This is a genomic window from Pseudoroseomonas ludipueritiae (genome assembly GCF_014490445.1).
Lineage (GTDB): Bacteria > Pseudomonadota > Alphaproteobacteria > Acetobacterales > Acetobacteraceae > Pseudoroseomonas > Pseudoroseomonas ludipueritiae.
Genome location: NZ_JACTUZ010000085.1, coordinates 1 through 17,779 on the forward strand (window position 1 = coordinate 1; position 17,779 = coordinate 17,779).

At 69.6% G+C, this 17,779-nt stretch carries 14 protein-coding genes; 6 read left to right on the forward strand and 8 right to left on the reverse strand.

Features of this window, described 5'->3' with window-relative positions:
- From IBL25_RS16640 to IBL25_RS16655, 4 genes are all read right to left on the reverse strand, one after another.
- Positions 1-885, reverse strand: an 885-nt coding sequence (locus IBL25_RS16640) for an ABC transporter ATP-binding protein (RefSeq protein ID WP_187779665.1), incomplete at its 3' end; no start/stop codon positions are given.
- A gap of 2 nt (positions 886-887) precedes the next feature.
- Positions 888-2,519, reverse strand: coding sequence for an ABC transporter substrate-binding protein (locus IBL25_RS16645; RefSeq protein WP_187779666.1), 1,632 nt, complete (start codon positions 2,517-2,519; stop codon positions 888-890).
- The gene (gene pehA / locus IBL25_RS16650; RefSeq protein WP_367615630.1) at positions 2,516-4,048 is read right to left on the reverse strand and encodes a phosphoric/sulfuric ester hydrolase PehA; all 1,533 of its coding nucleotides are present in this window, start codon (positions 4,046-4,048) and stop codon (positions 2,516-2,518) included. Before pehA ends, IBL25_RS16645 begins: the two co-directional genes overlap by 4 nt.
- Before the next feature lie 104 nt (positions 4,049-4,152).
- The gene (locus tag IBL25_RS16655; protein ID WP_187779668.1) at positions 4,153-4,893 is read right to left on the reverse strand and encodes an SDR family NAD(P)-dependent oxidoreductase; all 741 of its coding nucleotides are present in this window, start codon (positions 4,891-4,893) and stop codon (positions 4,153-4,155) included.
- 147 nt (positions 4,894-5,040) lie between these two features.
- On the opposite strand from IBL25_RS16655, the gene IBL25_RS16660 reads away from it, so the two are divergent.
- The 5 genes from IBL25_RS16660 to IBL25_RS16680 all read left to right on the forward strand — a co-directional run bounded on the left by IBL25_RS16660 (position 5,041) and on the right by IBL25_RS16680 (position 12,854).
- Positions 5,041-5,838 carry an SDR family oxidoreductase gene (locus IBL25_RS16660; RefSeq protein WP_187779669.1) on the forward strand — a complete coding sequence of 266 codons (798 nt, stop codon included), beginning with the start codon at positions 5,041-5,043 and terminating at the stop codon, positions 5,836-5,838.
- On the forward strand, positions 5,831-7,690 hold the full coding sequence (locus tag IBL25_RS16665; RefSeq protein WP_187779670.1) for a glycoside hydrolase family 15 protein: 1,860 nt from the start codon (positions 5,831-5,833) through the stop codon (positions 7,688-7,690). Before IBL25_RS16660 ends, IBL25_RS16665 begins: the two co-directional genes overlap by 8 nt.
- Positions 7,691-7,778: 88 nt before the next feature.
- Entirely contained in the window at positions 7,779-9,497 is a 1,719-nt protein-coding gene (locus IBL25_RS16670; RefSeq protein ID WP_238940489.1) for an IlvD/Edd family dehydratase, read from the forward strand.
- A gap of 228 nt (positions 9,498-9,725) precedes the next feature.
- Positions 9,726-11,072 carry a hypothetical protein gene (locus tag IBL25_RS16675; RefSeq protein WP_187779671.1) on the forward strand — a complete coding sequence of 449 codons (1,347 nt, stop codon included), beginning with the start codon at positions 9,726-9,728 and terminating at the stop codon, positions 11,070-11,072.
- A gap of 6 nt (positions 11,073-11,078) precedes the next feature.
- Positions 11,079-12,854 carry an ABC transporter transmembrane domain-containing protein gene (locus IBL25_RS16680; protein WP_187779672.1) on the forward strand — a complete coding sequence of 592 codons (1,776 nt, stop codon included), beginning with the start codon at positions 11,079-11,081 and terminating at the stop codon, positions 12,852-12,854.
- Here IBL25_RS16680 and IBL25_RS16685 read toward each other — a convergent pair.
- From IBL25_RS16685 to IBL25_RS16700, 4 genes are all read right to left on the reverse strand, one after another.
- Positions 12,851-13,882: an LLM class flavin-dependent oxidoreductase gene (locus tag IBL25_RS16685; RefSeq protein WP_187779673.1), complete on the reverse strand. Its 1,032-nt coding sequence runs from the start codon at positions 13,880-13,882 to the stop codon at positions 12,851-12,853. The two genes, IBL25_RS16680 and IBL25_RS16685, sit on opposite strands and share 4 nt — an antisense overlap.
- A gap of 87 nt (positions 13,883-13,969) precedes the next feature.
- The gene (locus IBL25_RS16690) at positions 13,970-14,986 is read right to left on the reverse strand and encodes a Bug family tripartite tricarboxylate transporter substrate binding protein (RefSeq protein ID WP_187779674.1); all 1,017 of its coding nucleotides are present in this window, start codon (positions 14,984-14,986) and stop codon (positions 13,970-13,972) included.
- A gap of 69 nt (positions 14,987-15,055) precedes the next feature.
- Positions 15,056-15,814, reverse strand: coding sequence for an SDR family NAD(P)-dependent oxidoreductase (locus IBL25_RS16695; RefSeq protein ID WP_187779675.1), 759 nt, complete (start codon positions 15,812-15,814; stop codon positions 15,056-15,058).
- Entirely contained in the window at positions 15,811-16,515 is a 705-nt protein-coding gene (locus tag IBL25_RS16700; protein ID WP_187779676.1) for a GntR family transcriptional regulator, read from the reverse strand. The genes IBL25_RS16695 and IBL25_RS16700 overlap by 4 nt, the downstream gene beginning before the upstream one ends.
- A gap of 103 nt (positions 16,516-16,618) precedes the next feature.
- Between IBL25_RS16700 and IBL25_RS16705 the strand changes: the two genes are divergently transcribed.
- A complete protein-coding gene (locus IBL25_RS16705) occupies positions 16,619-17,641 on the forward strand; it encodes a ketopantoate reductase family protein (protein WP_187779677.1) in 1,023 nt (340 codons plus the stop codon).
- Positions 17,642-17,779 lie beyond the last annotated feature (138 nt).

Genomic DNA, 17,779 nt, shown 5'->3' on the forward strand with positions numbered 1-17,779 from the left:
GCAGGCCGCGACATGGCGCGGGCAGCGGGGCGCGAAGGCACAGCCGGGCGGCATGGCCCAGGGCTCCGGCACGGAGCCGGGAATGGCGGCCAGCGGGCGGCGCGGGCCATGCAGCGGCGGCAGCGCCGCCATCAGCCCCTGGGCATAGGGATGCGAGGGTGCGGCGAAGAGCCGCTCGGTGCGCGTTTCCTCCACCACGCGGCCGGCATACATGACGCAGACGCGCTCGCAGGTCTCGGCGATGACGCCGAGGTCGTGCGAGATCAGCACCAGCGCCATGCCGGTATCCCGCCGCACCTCCTGCAACAGCGTCAGGATCTGCGCCTGGATGGTGACATCCAGCGCCGTGGTGGGCTCATCGGCCACCAGCAGCTCCGGCTGGCCTGCCAGGGCGATGGCGATCATCACCCGCTGGTTCTGCCCGCCGGAGAGTTCATGCGGATAGGCATCCAGCCGCCGGCGCGCATCGGGCATGCCGACCTGATCCAGCAGCCGCCGCGCTTCCTCCCGCGCCGCGGCGCCGGAGAGGCCGCGATGCAGTTGCAGCGCCTCGGTGATCTGGCGGCCGATGCGGTGCACCGGGTTCAGGCTGCTGGCGGGATCTTGGAAGATCATGGCGACACGGCCGCCGCGCACGCGGTCCAGCGTGGCGGGCGGGGCGTGCAGGATCTCCTGCCCCGCCAGCCGCACGCTGCCGGTGACGCGCGCCTTGCCTGGCAGCAGCCCCAGCGCCGCCAGCCAGGTGACGGATTTGCCGCAGCCGCTCTCCCCCACCAGCCCGAGCGATTCGCCCTTGCCGATGGAGAGCGAGACGCCGCGCAGGGCCGGCGTCCCATCGAAAGCGACGGCGAGGTCGCGGATCTCGACCAGCGCGGCGCCGGTCATGCTCAGCCGCCCCAGTTGTTGGCGCGGAACTCCATCGCGAAGGCGGGCGCGGCCTTCCACTTGATGTCGCGCCGCTTGGCGGTGAAGGTCGCGTTCTGGTGCAGCACCTGATACACGGGGTCCTCGCGCTCGCAGATTTCCAGCATGCGGCGGAAGGCCTGCTTGCGCTGCGCGTGGTCCGTGCTGGTCTCCAGCACCACCGCCATGCGGTTGCTTTCCTCGTTGCTCCAGAGCCCCACCTGCTGCACCTGCCCATTGGCGCCGAACTGGTTGACGATGCAGGAGACAGGATCGTTGAAGGGCGCGCTGGCCGACCAGTCGTAGACGCCGCGCTCGCCATTGCGGTCGAGGATCTGCGTCCAGTTCTCCTTCATCTCGATCTGGACGTTCAGGCCAACGGCCTTCCACATCTCCACCAGCACCTGCGCCGTCGGCGTCTGGTTGGTGTAGTAGTTGTTCAGCAGGCGATAGGGGATCGGGTCGCCCTTGTAGCCAGCCTGCTTCAGCAGGTTCTGCGCTTCCTTCGGGTCGTATTTCGGCGCGGCCCAGTCGGAGACCATCATCTCGCCGTAGTAGTCCCACTGCAGGCCCTTCGGCACCACGGTGCGGCCGGCCCAGAGGCTGTCAACGATAGCCTGACGGTCCAGCGCGTGCGTCATGGCGCGGCGCACCCGTGCATCCTTCAGCACCGCGTGGCTCTGGTTGAAGACGCTGATGCGGTGGTTCAGGATCGTGCCGCCCTGCACCTCGTACTTCGCGTCGCCCTCGATGGAGCCGATCTGGTCGGGCGGGATGTCGCAGGCGAATTGCACCTCGCCCGAACGCAGCATGTTGATGCGTGCCGGCACTTCCGGCACCTCGATGAAGCGGATGCGCTTCAGCGGCGGGCGGCCGCCCCAGTATTCGTCATGCGCTTCCAGCACCAGAAGCTGGTCCGGGCGGAACTCCACCACCTTGTAGGGGCCGGTGGTGACGGGCTTGCGCGCCCAGTCGAACCAGGTCTCGGCTTCCGCGAAGGCGCGGCGGCTGATGATCTCGCTGCCATAGCGCGCGAGGCGGCCTTCCAGCGTCACGTCGGGCGAGGCGTTGTGGAAGCGGACCGTATACTTGTCCACGACCTCCGCCCGCTCCAGCGCCGGCCAGGAACGGCGGGCGACAGCGGGGATCTCCGGCGGCAGTTCCCGCCCCGCGCGAGTGGGGATGCCGTCGCCACGCACCGGAATGGTGCGGCCCTGGGCCGTGGCCGGCGTATCGCCGAACATGCGGCTGGAACCAAAGGAGAAGGCGACATCCTCGGCCGTCATCTCGTCGCCGTTGTGGAACTTCACGCCCTCGCGCAGCTTCAGCTCGATGACGTTGTCGCTGACGCGCTTCCACTCGGTGGCCAGCAGCGGCACGGTCTTCAGCTCATCCAGCCAGGCGCGGCCGATCAGCCCTTCCCAGAGCGAGGAGAAGAAGATCCGCTCGCCCACATTGGACTGCTCGCGCAGCACTTCCAGCGTGTTGGAGTTGCTGATCTTCTGCACGGCGATGCTGATGGTCGGCCGATTATCCGCCTGCGCGATGGCGAAGCGTGGCAGCACCAGCGCGCCGGCACCGGCGCCCAGCAGGGCGCGGCGGGAAATATCGATCATGGCTGTCTCTCCTCAAGGCCTCGCGGTGTGGAGCGGAAATGGGTCAACGTGCGCTCGGCATGCTTCATGCGGTGGGACAGGGCCCGCTGCGCGTAATGCGCGACGGTCGCGGCATGCGCCGGGTCATCCGCCAGGTTGTTGAGCTGCGCCGGGTCCGCTTCTAGGTCGAAGAGCAGTGGCGGCAGCGCGGCGAAATGCACGTATTTCCACTTCGCGTCCTGCACGACGCAAAGCGAGCTTTCATCCATGCCGAGGCCGAGCACACCCTCCGGCTTGGAGTAATGCACATCGCGGAAATCATATTCATAGAACAGGTGGTCCCGCCAATCAGAGGGCGCGCCATCCCGTACCACCGGAAGCATGGAGCGGCCGTCGCAGGCGCGCGGCGGGGTGCCGCCGAGCCAGTCCAGGATGGTGGGCAGCACATCCACGCTTTCGGTGAAGCATTCCTCGATGGTGCCGGCGGCCTGCGGCGCATCCGGGTCCTTGATCACCAGCGGGATGCGGAAGCTTTCGTCGTGGTAACCGATCTTGCCCAGCAGGTAGTGGTCGCCCAACTGCTCGCCATGGTCGCTGGTGAAGATCACCAGCGTGTCCTTCCACTGGTCCGTGGCATCCAGGTAGGCGAAGACTTCGCCCAGTGCCTGGTCCACTTCCGAGATCATGCCGGCATAGGTGGCGCGCATCTGCGCGATGGTGGCCTCGTCCAGTTCCGAGGCCGCGCCGCCGGCACCATGGAAGAAGGAACCCTGGCTGATGCCGTTGAGGTAGAAGGAATGCAGCGGGTGCTGCTTCGCCTCCTCCTGCCAGGTCTCGCCGCGCACGACCTTGGGCATTTCCGCCGGGTCGTACATGGTGTTGAAGGGCACGGGCGCGATGAAGGGCGGGTGCGGCCGCCAGTAGCCCAGGTGCAGGAACCAGGGCTTCTCGCCCTTGCCCTTTAGATAGGTCAGCGCACGCTCGGTGAAATAGGCGGTGTCGGAGAGTTCCGCCGGAATGCGGCTGGGCTGGTTCGTGGCGCCGGGCACGCTGTCCTCGCCTTCCGGCAGCCAGATATCCTCGCGATTTTCCGGAAGGGCGTAACCCTTCTGCGCCAGCCAGCCGAAATAACCGTCCATGCTGGGCTCAAAGGCGCCGACGCTGCGGAAGCCTTCCATCAGGTCGCCCAGCAGCGTGAAGCGGAAGTCCTTGTCCGTGGTGCCACGCGGGTCCGGCGTGGTGGTGGTATAGCCAATCAGCGCCGGATCATAGCCGATGCCCCGCAGCGCCTTGCCCAGGTTCATGTGCCGGGAATCCAGCGGCACGGTGTTCTGCACCGCGCGGTGGTTCATCAGGTACAAGCCGGTCAGCAGGCTGGCGCGGGCCGGGCCGCAGGGCACTGCGGTGGTCACATGGTTGCGGAAGGTCACGCCCTCCCGGCACAGCCGGTCGAGGTTGGGCGTCTTGAGAAAACCGGCACCGAGGGCGGGCACGAAATCGGCCCGCCACTGGTCCACCACGATCAGAAGGACATTACGCCTTTGCGCCACGCTCATCCGGCCCTCGCTTGTCTGCGGGCCGATTAGCGGCGGGGCGCGACAAGCGAATGACGGCCAGATGACAGATCCGGGACGTCACGCCCGGCGGTGCAACCTCAGACGTGCTGTCCGCCGTTGATGTGGATTTCGGCGCCATTGATGTAGGAGGACTGCGCCGAGCAGAGGAAGAGGATGGTATTGGCCACTTCCGCCGGCTCCCCCAGCCGGTGCATGGGGATCTGGCGCTGGATGATGTCCTCGGTGCCGGGGGAGAGGATGGCGGTGTCGATCTCGCCGGGCGCGATGGCGTTCACGCGGATGCCGTGCGGGCCGAATTCATGCGCCATTTCCCGCGTCAGGGCCGCCAGCGCGGCCTTGGAGCAGGCATAGGCCGGCCCCGCGAAGGGATGCACGCGGGAGCCGACGATGGAGGTGACATTGACGATGGTTCCCCCTGCCTCCTTCAGCGGGCCGAAGAGCCCCCGGGCCAGCGCGGCGGTGGAAAAGAGATTGACGTTGAAGACGCCCATCCAGGTCGCCGGGTCGGTGTCCAGCAGCCCCATCCGGCCCCCACCCGGCAGCTTGGGGGAGATGCCGGCATTGTTCACCAGCGCGTGCAGCCGGCCATCCGGCAGGCGGCGCTTCACCTCCTCCACCAGCGGGCCAATGGCGGCGGGGTTCGCCAGGTCGGCCTGAAGGTGGCTCTCCCGCGCCTCCGGCCAGCGGCATTCCTCCGAGAAGGGCTGGCGGGAGACGGTGAGGATGCGCCAGCCCTCCGCCTGGAAGCGCTTGACCGTGGCATGGCCGATGCCGCGGCTGGCGCCGGTCAGCAGCATGATGGGTCGGCTGGGGGCCATGGGGTCTTGCTCCGGCGGGTTCGGCTGGCTTCCTGTGTGCCAGCCCTGGGCCCGCCGCGCCAGCCGGCAGGGATGCATGACGGCCCGTGAAAAACCTCCTCGCCACCCAGGCTTTTAAGGAGGGAGGATTCGGCAGGAGCGCGCGGCATGGAATGCAGGCTGGACGGCCAGGTGGCGGTGGTGACGGGTGGCAGCTCCGGGCTTGGGCAGGGCATCGCGCTTCTGTTCGGGCGAGCGGGTGCCGCGGTGGTGGTGAACTACCACGGCAGCCAGGAGGGCGCCGAGGACGTGGTGCGGCAGATCGAGGCCGGCGGCGGCCGGGCCGTTGCCGTGCGCGCCGACGTGTCCCAGCAAGCTGAGGTGGACGCCATGTTCGCCAAGGCGGTGGAGCATTTCGGCGCCGTGGATATCCTGGTGGCCAATTCCGGCATCCAGAAGGACGCCGCCTTCACCGAGCTGACGCTGGAAGATTGGCGGAAGGTGATCGACACCAATCTCACCGGCCAGTTCCTCTGCGCCCAGGCCGCCGTGCGGCAGTTCCGCCAGCAGGGCGACCGGGGGGTCTCCAAGGCGCGCGGCAAGATCCTGCACATGAGTTCGGTGCATGAGGTCGTCCCCTGGGCGGGGCACGCGAATTACGCCGCCTCCAAGGGCGGGGTCTCGCTGCTGATGAGGACCCTGGCGCAGGAGGTCGCGGAGGAAGGCATCCGCGTCAATGGCATAGCCCCCGGCGCTATCCGCACCGCCATCAATGCCGATGCCCTGGAAGGCGAAGGGGCGGAGGAAGTGCTGAGGCTGATCCCCTACAACCGCATCGGCGACCCTGAGGACGTGGCCCGCGTGGCGTTGTTCCTGGCCTCCGACATGGCGGATTACGTGGTGGGAGCCACGCTCTTCGTGGATGGCGGCATGACGCTCTATCCCGGCTTCCGCGACAATGGCTGATGGCCTGACCGCGCGCCCCGGACCGGCGCCAGAGGCCAGCGAGGCAGGGACGGAGATCCCCCGCCGGATCGAGGACCACGCTGTGATCGGCGATCTTTCCACCGTGGCGCTGGTGGCGACGGACGGCACGGTCGACTTCCTGTGCTGGCCTTGCTTCGACAGCCCCAGCATCTTCGCCGCGCTGCTGGACCCGGAGCGCGGCGGCCATTTCGCCCTGGCGCCGGACATCCCGGATGCCGCGCTGCGGCAGATGTACCTGCCGGACACCAATGTGCTGCTGACCCGCTGGCTGGGCGAGACGGCCAGTGCCGAGCTGCTGGACCTGATGCCGGTGGCCGAGGAAGATTACGCCGCCGGCACCCGGCTGATCCGCCGCATCCGCGCCACCCGCGGCCGGGTCACCTTCCGCCTGCGCTGCGCGCCCCGCTTCGACTACGGCCGGGTGGCCTCCACCGCCTCGGCCGAGGAGGGGCACGGCTGGATGCGGCCGGAGGAAGGCGGCCCCCTGCGCCTGAGTGGCCCCGCGACCTTTCGCGCCGAGGGCGGCGACCTGGTGGCGGAGATCGTGCTGGAAGCCGGGCAGCATGCCGACTTCGTGCTGGATGATGGCAAGCCCGCCCTGGCCAGCACAACGGAGATCAACGAGGTGCTGCGCCGCACCATCGAGCACTGGCAGGCCTGGGTGGAGCATTCCAGCTATCGCGGCCGCTGGCGGGATACGGTTATCCGCTCCGCGCTGGTGCTGAAGCTGCTGACCTCGCGCGAGGACGGCTCGGTGCTGGCGGCGGCGACCTTCGGCCTGCCCGAGGCGCCAGGCGGCAGCCGCAACTGGGACTACCGCGCCTGCTGGATCCGCGACGCCTCCTTCACCGTCTATGCGCTGATGCGCCTGGGCTATGCCAGGGAGGCGGAGGCCTTCACCCACTGGGTGAACGACCGGGCGCGGAAAGCCGGGCCGGATGGCCGGTTGCGCATCATGTATGGCGTCAATGGCCATAGCCGGCTGGAGGAGCAGGAGCTGGGCCACCTCGCCGGCTATGGCGGCGCCCGTCCCGTCCGCATCGGCAACAAGGCCTTCGAGCAGGAACAGCTCGATATCTATGGCGAGCTGATGGACTCCATCTACCTGAGCAACAAATACGGCCGTGCCATCTCCTACGACGACTGGCAGGGCGTGCGGCGCGTGATCGACCATGTCTGCGACAACTGGCACATGCCTGATGCCGGTATCTGGGAGATCCGGGATGAGCCGCGTGAATTCCTCCATTCCCGCCTGATGTGCTGGGTGGCGGTGGACCGGGCCGTGCGGCTGGCGCTCAAACGCTCCCTGGCCGCGCCCTTCGACCGCTGGATCAAGGTGCGCAACGAGATCCAGGACGACATCTGGCGCAATTTCTGGAACGAGGAGCGTGGCCATTTCGTCCGCAGCAAGGGCGGCACGACGCTGGATGGCTCGCTGCTGATGATGCCGCTGGTGCGCTTCGTCGCCGCCACCGACCCGCGCTGGCTGGCGACCCTGGATGCCATTGGCGAGCAACTGGGCGACGAGGGCCTGATCTACCGCTATCGCGAGCCCGATGGGCTGGAGGGGGAGGAAGGCGCCTTCGCCGCCTGTTCCTTCTGGTACGTGGAATGCCTGGCGCGGGCCGGGCGAGTCGCCGAGGCACGCTTCTGCTTCGAGAAGATCCTGCACCACGCCAACCATGTCGGGCTCTATGCTGAACAATTCTCCATGCGCGGCGCGTTCCTCGGCAATTTTCCGCAGGCCTTCACCCATCTGGCGCTGATCAGTGCCGCCGTTTACCTCGACCGCGAGGTCGGCGGGGGCAAGCCCGCCGAATGGCGGCCGTAAGGCAGCCCGCCGGGTGGTTTGTTCCTGGCGCGATCCTGGCTAGGCTATCCCCCAAGGCGCCGAAGGGCGGCCGGAACAAGCACGGGGAATGGCGCCGATGTCGAACGGGTTGCGCAAGGGACTGACCAGCTACGGAGATGCGGGCTTTTCGCTCTTCCTGCGGAAGGCCTTCATCAAGGCCGCCGGTTATTCGGACGATGCGCTGGACCGGCCCATCATCGGCATCGCGGATACCGCCAGCGACTTCAACCCCTGCCACGGCAATGCGCCGCAGCTGGTGGAGGCGGTGCGGCGCGGCGTGATGCTCTCGGGCGGGCTGCCGATGGCTTTCCCGACCATCAGCATCCATGAATCCTTCGCCCACCCGACCAGCATGTACCTGCGCAACCTGATGGCCATGGACACGGAGGAGATGATCCGCGCCCAGCCGATGGATGCGGTGGTGCTGATCGGCGGTTGCGACAAGACGCTGCCGGCGCAGGTGATGGGCGCCGCCAGCGCCGGAATCCCCGCCGTGGTGCTGCCGGTAGGGCCGATGGTGGTGGGCCATCATCGCGGCGAGGTGCTGGGCGCCTGCACCGATTGCCGCCGCCTCTGGGGCCAGCACCGCGCCGGCAAGATCGACGAGGCCGAGATCGAGGTGATCAGCGGCCGCCTCGCCCCTTCCGTCGGCACCTGCATGGTGATGGGCACGGCCAGCACCATGGCCTGCATGCTGGAGGCCATGGGCCTTTCCCTGCCCCACAGCGCCGCTATCCCCGCCCCCCATGCCGAGCGCCTGCGCTGCGCCGAGGCCACCGGCCGCGTGGCGGTGGAAATGGCCCGGCGCGGCGGCCCGGCACCCGGGAAGCTGCTGACGGCGGGTTCGCTGCGGAACGCCATGGTGGTGCTGCAGGCCATTGGCGGCTCCACCAACGGACTGGTGCATCTGGCGGCCATCGCCGGCCGGCTGGGCATGGCGCTGGATCTGGAGGAATTCGACCGCATCGGCCGCGAGGTGCCGGTGCTGGTGGACCTGAAGCCCAGCGGCGACCATTACATGGAACACCTGCACCATGCCGGCGCCGTGCCGCGCCTGTTGCAGGAGCTGGAGCCCTTCCTGGACCTCGATGCCCCCACCGTGCTGGGCGGCACGCTGCGCGACTACCTGGCCCTGGCCGAGGATGTGCCGGGCCAGACCGTGATCCGCCCGCGCGGCAACCCGCTGAAATCCACCGGCGGCATGGCCGTGCTGCGCGGCAACCTCTGCCCCGATGGCGCCGTCATCAAGCACGCCGCCGCCACCCCTGCCCTGCTGCGCCATACCGGTCGCGCCGTGGTCTTCGACAGCGTCGAGGACATGACCGACCGCATCGACGACCCGGCGCTGGAGGTCTCGGCGGAGGATGTGCTGGTGCTGCGGAACGCCGGCCCCAAGGGCGCGCCGGGCATGCCGGAAGCCGGCTACCTGCCCATCCCCAGGAAGCTGGCGCAGCAGGGCGTGAAGGACATGGTGCGGATTTCCGATGCCCGCATGTCCGGCACCGCCTTTGGCACCATCGTGCTGCATATCACGCCCGAGGCCGCCATCGGCGGGCCGCTGGCGCTGGTCCGCACCGGCGACCGCATCGCGCTGGACGTGGAAGCGCGCAGCCTGGAACTGTTGGTGGAGGCGGAGGAGCTGGCCCGCCGCGCCGCCGAGGCGCCCCCGCCCCGCCCGGCGCCGCGCCGCGGCTATGCCAAGCTCTTCCACGACACCGTGCTGCAGGCCGACCGGGGCTGCGACTTCGACTTCCTGACCGGACCGCCAGAGGAGCCCGGCGCCTAGCCCACACTTCCCGAGGCGGTTGAAGGCCACTTCGCCGCCCCGAATGGGGGTGCCGCAGCGGGTTTCCGAGCGTGGGTCCTCCGTATCGGCCGTGAAGAGGTCCCGCGACATCGCGGCGGCATCGGCGAAGGCGCCGGCCTCCACCGTGGCCAGCTACCATGGTGCCGCCGCCGGCGAGAGGCTAGACAGCCAGGGCAACCGCCTTGCCCGCGCTGGAGTTTTCCTGTCATGTCCCCTGCCGCCGATCCCCAGGCCATCGAGGACGCCCTGGCCCTGGCACGGGAGCTGGCGCCCCGGATGTCCGCCGTGGTGCTGACCCATTTCCCCGATGCCGATACGCTCGACCTGATGCGCCCCGGCGCCGGGCCGCTGGAAGCGGTCGCGGCCCTTAACCGCGCCCTGGCGGCGGAGCTGGCGCACGAGGGCGTGCAGGTGCTGGTGCAGGTGGCGGATCGCGCGGCCTTCCGCCGCTGGATGGACGGGCGCGCCGATACGCCGGAAGCGCGGCGGGCCTGGCGCAACCACCGCGGCCTGCTGCAAGGCGACGCGGCCTTCCAGATGCTGGGGCTGGACCCTTCGGCCATGCGGCCGCCCCGGCGCGGCAAGGCTTCCGGCACGCCCGCCGAGCGGCTGATGCGCGCCTTTGCCGACGAGGATGGCGGCGAATTCGACGAACTGGCGGAGGAGCTGGTCGCCGCCGGCCGGGATGGCGTGCTGGACCAGGCCATCCGCAAGGTCGCGGCGCGCTTCGGGGAAGAAGCGGCGCGGGAGCTGGCGCAGGAACTGCTGGCGGTGGCCGAGGGCGCCCGCATCGGCCCCGCCGGCTGGGCGGCCCTGGTGGCCCTGCCGGTCGCGCTGCCGCCGGACGCGCCGCCCGACCCGGTGTCCCTGGGTGAGAGCCTGATCGCATCCGGCGCGCTGGCGGAGGAACTGGAACTGCGCTTCTTGCCGGAATGGCGCGTGCCGGAAGCCCTGGAGGCTCTCTCCCCGGGCGCCCTGCGCCGCGTGCTGGTGGAGATGGTGGCGGGCGAGGAGCCGGCCGCCCTGCCCCCGGCCAAGCCCACGCAGCTTCAGGAAAGCGGCTTCGGCGTGCTGGTCGGCCTGCAATACGACTGGGCGATCCCGAGCTGGGAGGAGATTGCCGCCAAGGGCCTGCCCGAGCCGCCTGAGGATGACAAGGAAACTCCCGAGGAGGCTGCCCGCACCGAGGTCTTCGAGCGCTGGCGCGCCGCCACCTACCAGGCCGCCGATGGCTGCGTGGCCCTGGCGCTGGTGCCCTTTTCGGAAGCCTCGGCCGAGATTGCGGATTTCCTGCAGGAGGCCGGCGAACAGACCAGCGGCCTGACCGAGATCCGCGACTTCGTGGACATGGCGCGGGGCGAGGCGCCGGGCGAGGAAGTGGTCTGCCGCGCCACGGTGGAAGGGGAGCGGCTGCAACTGGCGCTCTATACCCGCGCCGGCCGCTTCCTGGACGAACTCACGCTGGAAGCCGCGCAACTGCCCGTTCCGGCGGCCGAGATGCCGGAGCTGCTCCGCGCCTTCGTGCCCCTGGCCGCCCGGCCCCCCGGAAGCTAGCAGCCGATGCGCCGTCCTGCCGCCTCTCCCAGCATCCCGGCCGGGCTGCTGTCCCTGCGGCTGATGCTGCCTTTCCTGCGGCCCTACCGCTGGCGTGTCCTGGGGGCGGTGCTGGCGATGGCGGCGGCGGCGGGGCTCACCCTCGGGCTGGGCCAGGGGCTGCGGCACCTGATCGATTCGGGCTTCGGCGACGATGGCACCGATGCGCTGGACCGGGCGGCGCTGGGCATGTTCGCCGTGGTGGCGGGGCTGGCAGGGGCCACGGCGCTGCGCTTCTTCCTCATCTCCTGGCTGGGGGAGCGTATTGCAGCCGATATCCGCCGCGCGGTCTTCAACCACGTCCTCACCCTCTCCCCCGCCTTCTTCGAGACGGCGCGCACGGGCGACATCCTGTCCCGCCTCACCGCCGATATCGGCATCCTGCAGACCCTGGTGGGCACCGCCATCTCCCAGGGGCTGCGGAGCCTGCTGATGGTGGCCGGCGCCTTCGCCCTGCTGGTGCATACCAGCCCGAAGCTGGCGGGGCTGGTGGCGGTGGTGGTGCCCTTCGTGGTGGCACCGCTGATCCTTTTCGGCCGGCGGGAGAAGGCACTGTCCCGCCTGGCGCAGGAGCGCGCCGCCGATCTCGGCGCCCGGGCGGAGGAGGTACTCAACGCCATCCGCACCGTGCAGTCCTTTACGCATGAGGCGCGGGAGCAGGCGCGCTTCGCGGAGGAAAGCGAGGCCGCCGTCGCCGCCACCCTGCGCCGCATCCGCACGCGGGCGGTGCAGATCCTGGTGGTGATCCTGCTCGGCGTCGGCGCCATCACCCTCAGCCTCTGGGTCGGCGGGCGCGATGTGGTGGCGGGGCAGATGTCGGGCGGCGACCTCTCGGCCTTCGTCTTCTACGCGGTGCTGCTGGCTTCCTCCGGCGCCACGGCCAGCGAGCTATGGGGCGAGGTGCAGCGCGCCGCCGGCGCCGCCGAGCGGCTGCGGGAGCTGCTGGCGGTGCAGCCCGCCATCATGCCCCCGGCGCAGCCGCAGGCGCTGCCCAGCCCGCTGCGCGGCCGCATCGAGTTCCAGGACATCCGCTTCACCTACCCCACCCGCCCGGACCGCCCGGCGCTGGATGGCTTCTCCCTGGTGGTGGAGCCGGGGGAGACGGTGGCACTCGTCGGCCCTTCCGGCGCCGGCAAGAGCACGGTGCTGCAATTGCTGGTGCGCTTCTATGACCCGCAGCAGGGGCGCATCCTGGTGGATGGCGTGGATATCGCCCGGCTGCACCCGGCGGCGCTACGCGCCCGCATCGGCGCCGTGCCGCAGGACCCGGTGATCTTCAGCACGGACGCCGCCAGCAACATCGCCTATGGCCGCCCCAATGCCACGCCCGCCGAAATCCGCGCCGCCGCCGAGGCCGCCGCGGCGCTGGATTTCATCGAAGCCCTGCCGCAGGGCATGGCGACGCATCTGGGCGCCAAGGGCGTCACGCTCTCCGGCGGGCAGAGGCAACGCATGGCCATCGCCCGCGCCATCCTGCGCGACCCGGCCATCCTGCTGCTGGACGAAGCGACTAGCGCGCTGGACGCGGAGTCGGAACAGGCGGTGCAGCAGGCGCTGGCCACGCTTTCCCGCGGCCGCACCACGCTGGTGGTGGCGCACCGCCTGGCCACCGTGCGCCGCGCCGACCGCATCGTGGTGCTGGATGGCGGGCGCGTGGCCGCCACCGGCACGCATGACGCGCTGGTGCGGGAGGGCGGCCTTTACGCCCGCCTCGCCACCCTGCAGTTCGGCGAGCTGTCCTAGGCCAGCATCTCCCGCACCAGCGGGATGACCCTGGTGCCGTAGAGCTCGATGCTGCGCATCATGGCTGCATGCGGCAGCGGCCCGGCGCTGTATTTCATGTCGAAGCGGGAGAGGCCCAGTGCCCGGGCCGTCTGCGTGATCTTGCGCGCCACCGTCTCCGGTGCGCCGAGATAAAGGGAACCGCCCCCGATCTCCCGCTCGAATTCCGCCGGCTGCAAAGGTGGCCAGCCACGCTCGGCACCGATGCGGTCCCGCATCGCCTTGTAATGCGGCCAAAGGATTTCCCGCGCCGCCGCGTCGCTCTCCGCCACGAAGCCATGGGAATGAACACCGATGGGCGGCACCGGCTTGCCGAACTGGGCGCAGGCCTTGTGGAAGAGGTCCACGAAAGGGCGGAAGCGCGCCGGGTCGCCGCCGATGATGGCCAGCATCAGCGGCAGGCCGTAATGCGCCGCCCGCACCACCGACTTCGGGCTGCCGCCGACGCCGACCCAGGTGCGCAGCGGCGCGTGCTCGACGGGCGGGAAGACGCGCTGTTCCGTCAGGGCCGGGCGGGTGGTGCCGCGCCAGGTCACCGGCCGCTGCGTCAGCAGTGCCGCGAAGAGATCCAGCTTCTCCTCGAACAGCGTCTCGTACTGCTGCATGTCATAGCCGAAGAGGGGAAAGGATTCCGTGAAGGAGCCGCGCCCTAGGATCACCTCGGCCCGCCCGCCGGAAGCGGCATCGAGCGTGGAGAAGCGCTGGAAGACGCGCACCGGGTCGTCGGAGCTGAGCACCGTCACCGCCGAGCCCAACCGGATGCGCCGCGTGCGGCCGGCGATGGCCGCCAGCACCACTTCCGGCGCCGAGATGGCGAAATCCTCGCGGTGATGCTCGCCGAGGCCGATGAAGTCGATGCCGGTCTCATCGGCAAGCACCGCCTCGGCGATCACGTCGCGGATGACCTGGGCATGTGGCAGCAACTGGCCATCCGCGCCCGTCGTCACATCGCCGAAGCTGTCCAGCCCCATCTCAAGCTGCTGCGCCAAGCGATCCTCCATTCAGGATTGACTGGCGGCAGAAATGGCACCACCGCGCGGGGACGTCGAGGTCCGCCACGCGATGGTGCTGGCGGTTCAGTCCGCCGTGGCGCCCGAGGCCTTCACGATCGGCACCCAGAGATCCACCTCATCCTTCACATACTGCGCGAAGCGCTCCGGCGTATAGCCGCGCATGGCGGGGGTGCCCATCTCGTTCAGGCGCTGCTGCACATTGGCATCGCCCAGCGCCTCGTTGATCGCGGCGTTCATGCGCTCCACGATGTTGCTGGGCAGGCCGGCGGGCCCGAAGATGCCGTACCAGGAATAGGACTTGTAGCCGGGCAGGCCCACTTCCGCCGCCGTGGGCACGTCCGGCATCAGGTTGGAGCGCTCATCCGTCGCGACAAAGAGCGTCTTGACCTGGCCTTCCTTGTTGAAGGGCAGCATCAGGCTGGGGATGTCGCTGTTGAACTGGATCTCGCCCGCCAGCATGGCCGCGAAGACCTGCCCGCCGCCGCGATAGGGGATATGCACGGCTTCCGCGCCGATCTGCTTCAGGAAGCTGGCGGAGGCGAGATGGCCGGAGGAGCCGACGCCGCTGCTGCCATAGGAGAACTTGTTGGGGTTCGCCTTCAGCTGCGCGATCCAGTCCGCCGTGTCGCGCACCTTCAGGCCGTTGGTGGTGACGCTGTGGCAGATGGGGATGAAGTTCGTCGGCGCCACGGCCGTCAGGTCCTTCACCGGGTCATAGGGCAGCTTGCTGTAGAGGCCGGCCGCGATGCCGGTGGAGGAGAGCGTCGCCAGCACGAAGTTGTAGCCGTCCGGCGCGGACTTCGCGACGAAGTCCGTGCCGAGCGTGCTGCCGGCGCCCGGGCGGTTCTCGACCACGATGGTCTGGCCCAGGATCTCCGACAGCTTCGGCGTCAGCAGCCGCATCGTGACATCCGTGCCGCCGCCAGGGCCGAAGGGCACGATGATGCGGATGGGCCGGCTCGGCCAGTTGCCGGTCTGCGCGCGCAGCACGGCGGGTGTCATCAGGGTCGCGGCCGTCAGGCCCATCAGCCCGCGGCGCGTGGTGGCCGCGAGGCGGCGGCCGGAGAAGGTATTCGTCATGCTATCCACTCCTGCTGAGGGTCGCGGTGCGTCAGGCGTTCCCGCCAGCTCTCTTGGCCGGCGTGGCATTCAGAAAGATCCGCCATTCACGGGCAGGATCTGCCCGCTGACGAATTTGGCGAGGTCGGAGGCGAAGAACATCGTCGCATCCGCGATGTCCTGCGCGTCGCCCAGGCGGCCAAGGGCGATGCCGGAAAGGGCGGCCTTGCGGCGCTCCTCGCCCATGCTGTCCCAGCCGCCCTGCTTGTCGGCATCGGTCAGCACCAGGCCGGGTGCCACGGTGTTCACCGTGATGCCGAAGGGGCCCAGCTCCATGGCCAGCTGCCGCGTCAACCCCAACACCGCGTGCTTCGCCGTGGCATAGGCCTGGATGCGGGTGCGCGAGGGGCGGAAGGCGGCGCCGGAGCTGATATTGACGATGCGCCCGGCGCCCGCGCGCTTCATGCCCGGCGCGGCCGCGCGCACGGTGGCGAAGCTGGCATTGACATTGAGCGCCATGATGGCGTCCCAGTCGGCATCGGGCACTTCTTCCACCGGGCGGTGGTGCTGGCCCATCATGCCGCCGGCATTGTTGACCAGAATATCGATGGCGCGGCCGGCCTGGCGCTCCACCTCGCCGATCCAGGCACCGGCGGCGGCACGGTCGGTCAGGTCCACCACGGCGGTGCGGATGCCGTTCTCCCGCGCCGTCTCGGCCAGGCCGGCGGCGTCGATGTCGGTGGCATAGACTTCCGCGCCCCGCACCGCGAAGCTGCGGGCAATAGCGCGGCCGAAGCCCATGGCGGCACCGGTGACGGCGACGATGCGCCCCTCGAAATCCAAAGTCATCCGGCTTTCGCCTCCCCTGTGTTCCTGGACCCGGATTCCACCAGGATACCGAGCGCGACGGTGAGCCCGGCATCGTTATGGCGGATGCAAAGTGCCTCGGCCCGCGCGGCTTCGCCGGCCTGGATGGCGTCGCGGATGGCCTGATAGGCGGCGATGCCGTCCCGCACCCGTGCCGGCCGCGCCATGGAAAGGTTGCGCAGCAGCGCCAGGCGGTTGTGCACGGAGACGAACATGCCCTGCAGCACCGGATTGCCGCTGCCTTCGGCAATGGCATGGTGGAAGGCATCGCCGGCCGCGACAATGCGCCGCGTATCGGTCTCGGCAGCGGCGGCTTCCAGCTCCGCCGTGGCCTCGCTGATGGCCTTGAGGGCGGCGGCCGGGCGCTGCTCGGCGCAGAGCCGCGCGGCATAGCCCTGCAGCACGCCTCGCACGCCGAAGAGATGGCGGGCATCCTCGGCGCTGATGGCGGTGACGGAGGGGCCACGATGCGGCCGGATCACCACCAGCCCTTCCGCCTCAAGCTGCCGCAGCGTCTCGCGCACCGAGGCGCGGCTGGCGCCGGTCAGCTCGCACAACTCGCGCTCCACCAGGCGCTGCCCTGGCGCGAAATGGCCGGACAGGATCGCGGCGCGCAGCGTGTCGCCCAGCGCGGAGCGCAGCGTCACGACCTGGGTAGCGACCTGGAGGCTGGCAGTATCCATAACGTGAAGTGTTAAAGATTGTCAGACAATCCGTCAATCGGGTTGACGCTCCCGGCAGGCTGGCGGATGAGAGGGCGGCATTCAGCCCAAGGGGGAATCAGCCATGGCGGAACCGGTGGTCATCTGGGGTTCGGGGGCGATCGGCGGCACGATCGGTGCCTGCCTGCGCCGCGCGGGGCACGAGGTGCTCTTCGTGGACGTGGTGCCGGAGCATGTGGAGGCCATCGCCGCCGGCCGGTTGCACACCGAGGGCCCCGTGGTCGATTTCACCATCGGCGGCCCGGCGCTCCTGCCGGAACAGGTGCAGGGCCAGCACAAGCTGATCATCCTGGCCGTGAAGGCGCATCACACCGAAGCCGCGACGCGCGCCCTGCTGCCGCACCTGGCCGAGGACGGCGCCGTGGTGTCCTGTCAGAACGGGCTGAACGAGCTGACCATCGCCGAGATCGTCGGCCACCAGCGCACCATCGGTGCCTTCGTCAACTTCTATGCCGATTACATGGGCCCAGGTCACATCAGCTACGCCAAGCGCGGCGCGGTAGTGGTGGGCGAGCTGGATGGCAGCCGCACGCCGCGCCTGGAAGCGCTGCACCGGCTGTTGCAGGACTTCGATGCCGATGCCGTGCTGAGCGACAATGTCTTCGGCTACCTCTGGGGCAAGGCTGGCTATGGTGCCATCCTGAAGGCCTCGGCGCTGACCGATGACACCATCGCCGACTTCATCGCCTCCCCTGCCCGCCGCGTGCTGATCCTGCGGCTGGTGCAGGAGATCCTGGCCGTCGCGGCGGCCAAGGGCGTGACGCCGCTGGGCTTCGATGGCTTCGACCCCATCGCCTTCATGCAGCGGGACGAAGTGGCCATCGAGGCCTCGATGCAGAAGATGGTCGCCTTCAACCGTGGCTCCGCCAAGCCGCGCAGCGGCATCTGGCGCGACCTGGCGGTGCGTAATCGGCAGACGGATGTGGCGGCGCAGCTTGCCCCGGTGCGGGCCGCGGCGCGCAGCCACGGGCTGGGCACGCCCATCGCCGACAAGCTGGTGGAGTTGATCGGCGAGATCGAACAAGGCCGCCGCCCCATCGGGCCGGATGCCGCCGACGCGCTATGCCGCGTCGCCCAAGCTCAGTGAATTTCCTGGAGACCTGCCGATGAACGACAACAGCAAGCACCCCGCCGGCGATCCCTGGACCTGGGCGGAGCCGACCTGGCGCGGCATCGTGGAGCGCGCGCGCGCGGGCCGCAGCCTGCGCCCCCGCGCCTGGCCCGG

Bases quoted from the DNA above. Each gene is read 5' to 3' on its own strand.
- IBL25_RS16675 (WP_187779671.1), top strand. From the start codon at position 9,726: ATGTCCCCTGCCGCCGATCCCCAGGCCATCGAGGACGCCCTGGCCCTG.
- IBL25_RS16700 (WP_187779676.1), bottom strand. From the start codon at position 16,515: ATGGATACTGCCAGCCTCCAGGTCGCTACCCAGGTCGTGACGCTGCGC.
- IBL25_RS16670 (WP_238940489.1), top strand. From the start codon at position 7,779: ATGGCGCCGATGTCGAACGGGTTGCGCAAGGGACTGACCAGCTACGGA.
- IBL25_RS16660 (WP_187779669.1), top strand. From the start codon at position 5,041: ATGGAATGCAGGCTGGACGGCCAGGTGGCGGTGGTGACGGGTGGCAGC.
- IBL25_RS16695 (WP_187779675.1), bottom strand. From the start codon at position 15,814: ATGACTTTGGATTTCGAGGGGCGCATCGTCGCCGTCACCGGTGCCGCC.
- IBL25_RS16645 (WP_187779666.1), bottom strand. From the start codon at position 2,519: ATGATCGATATTTCCCGCCGCGCCCTGCTGGGCGCCGGTGCCGGCGCG.
- IBL25_RS16690 (WP_187779674.1), bottom strand. From the start codon at position 14,986: ATGACGAATACCTTCTCCGGCCGCCGCCTCGCGGCCACCACGCGCCGC.
- IBL25_RS16705 (WP_187779677.1), top strand. From the start codon at position 16,619: ATGGCGGAACCGGTGGTCATCTGGGGTTCGGGGGCGATCGGCGGCACG.
- IBL25_RS16655 (WP_187779668.1), bottom strand. From the start codon at position 4,893: ATGGCCCCCAGCCGACCCATCATGCTGCTGACCGGCGCCAGCCGCGGC.
- IBL25_RS16680 (WP_187779672.1), top strand. From the start codon at position 11,079: ATGCGCCGTCCTGCCGCCTCTCCCAGCATCCCGGCCGGGCTGCTGTCC.
- IBL25_RS16665 (WP_187779670.1), top strand. From the start codon at position 5,831: ATGGCTGATGGCCTGACCGCGCGCCCCGGACCGGCGCCAGAGGCCAGC.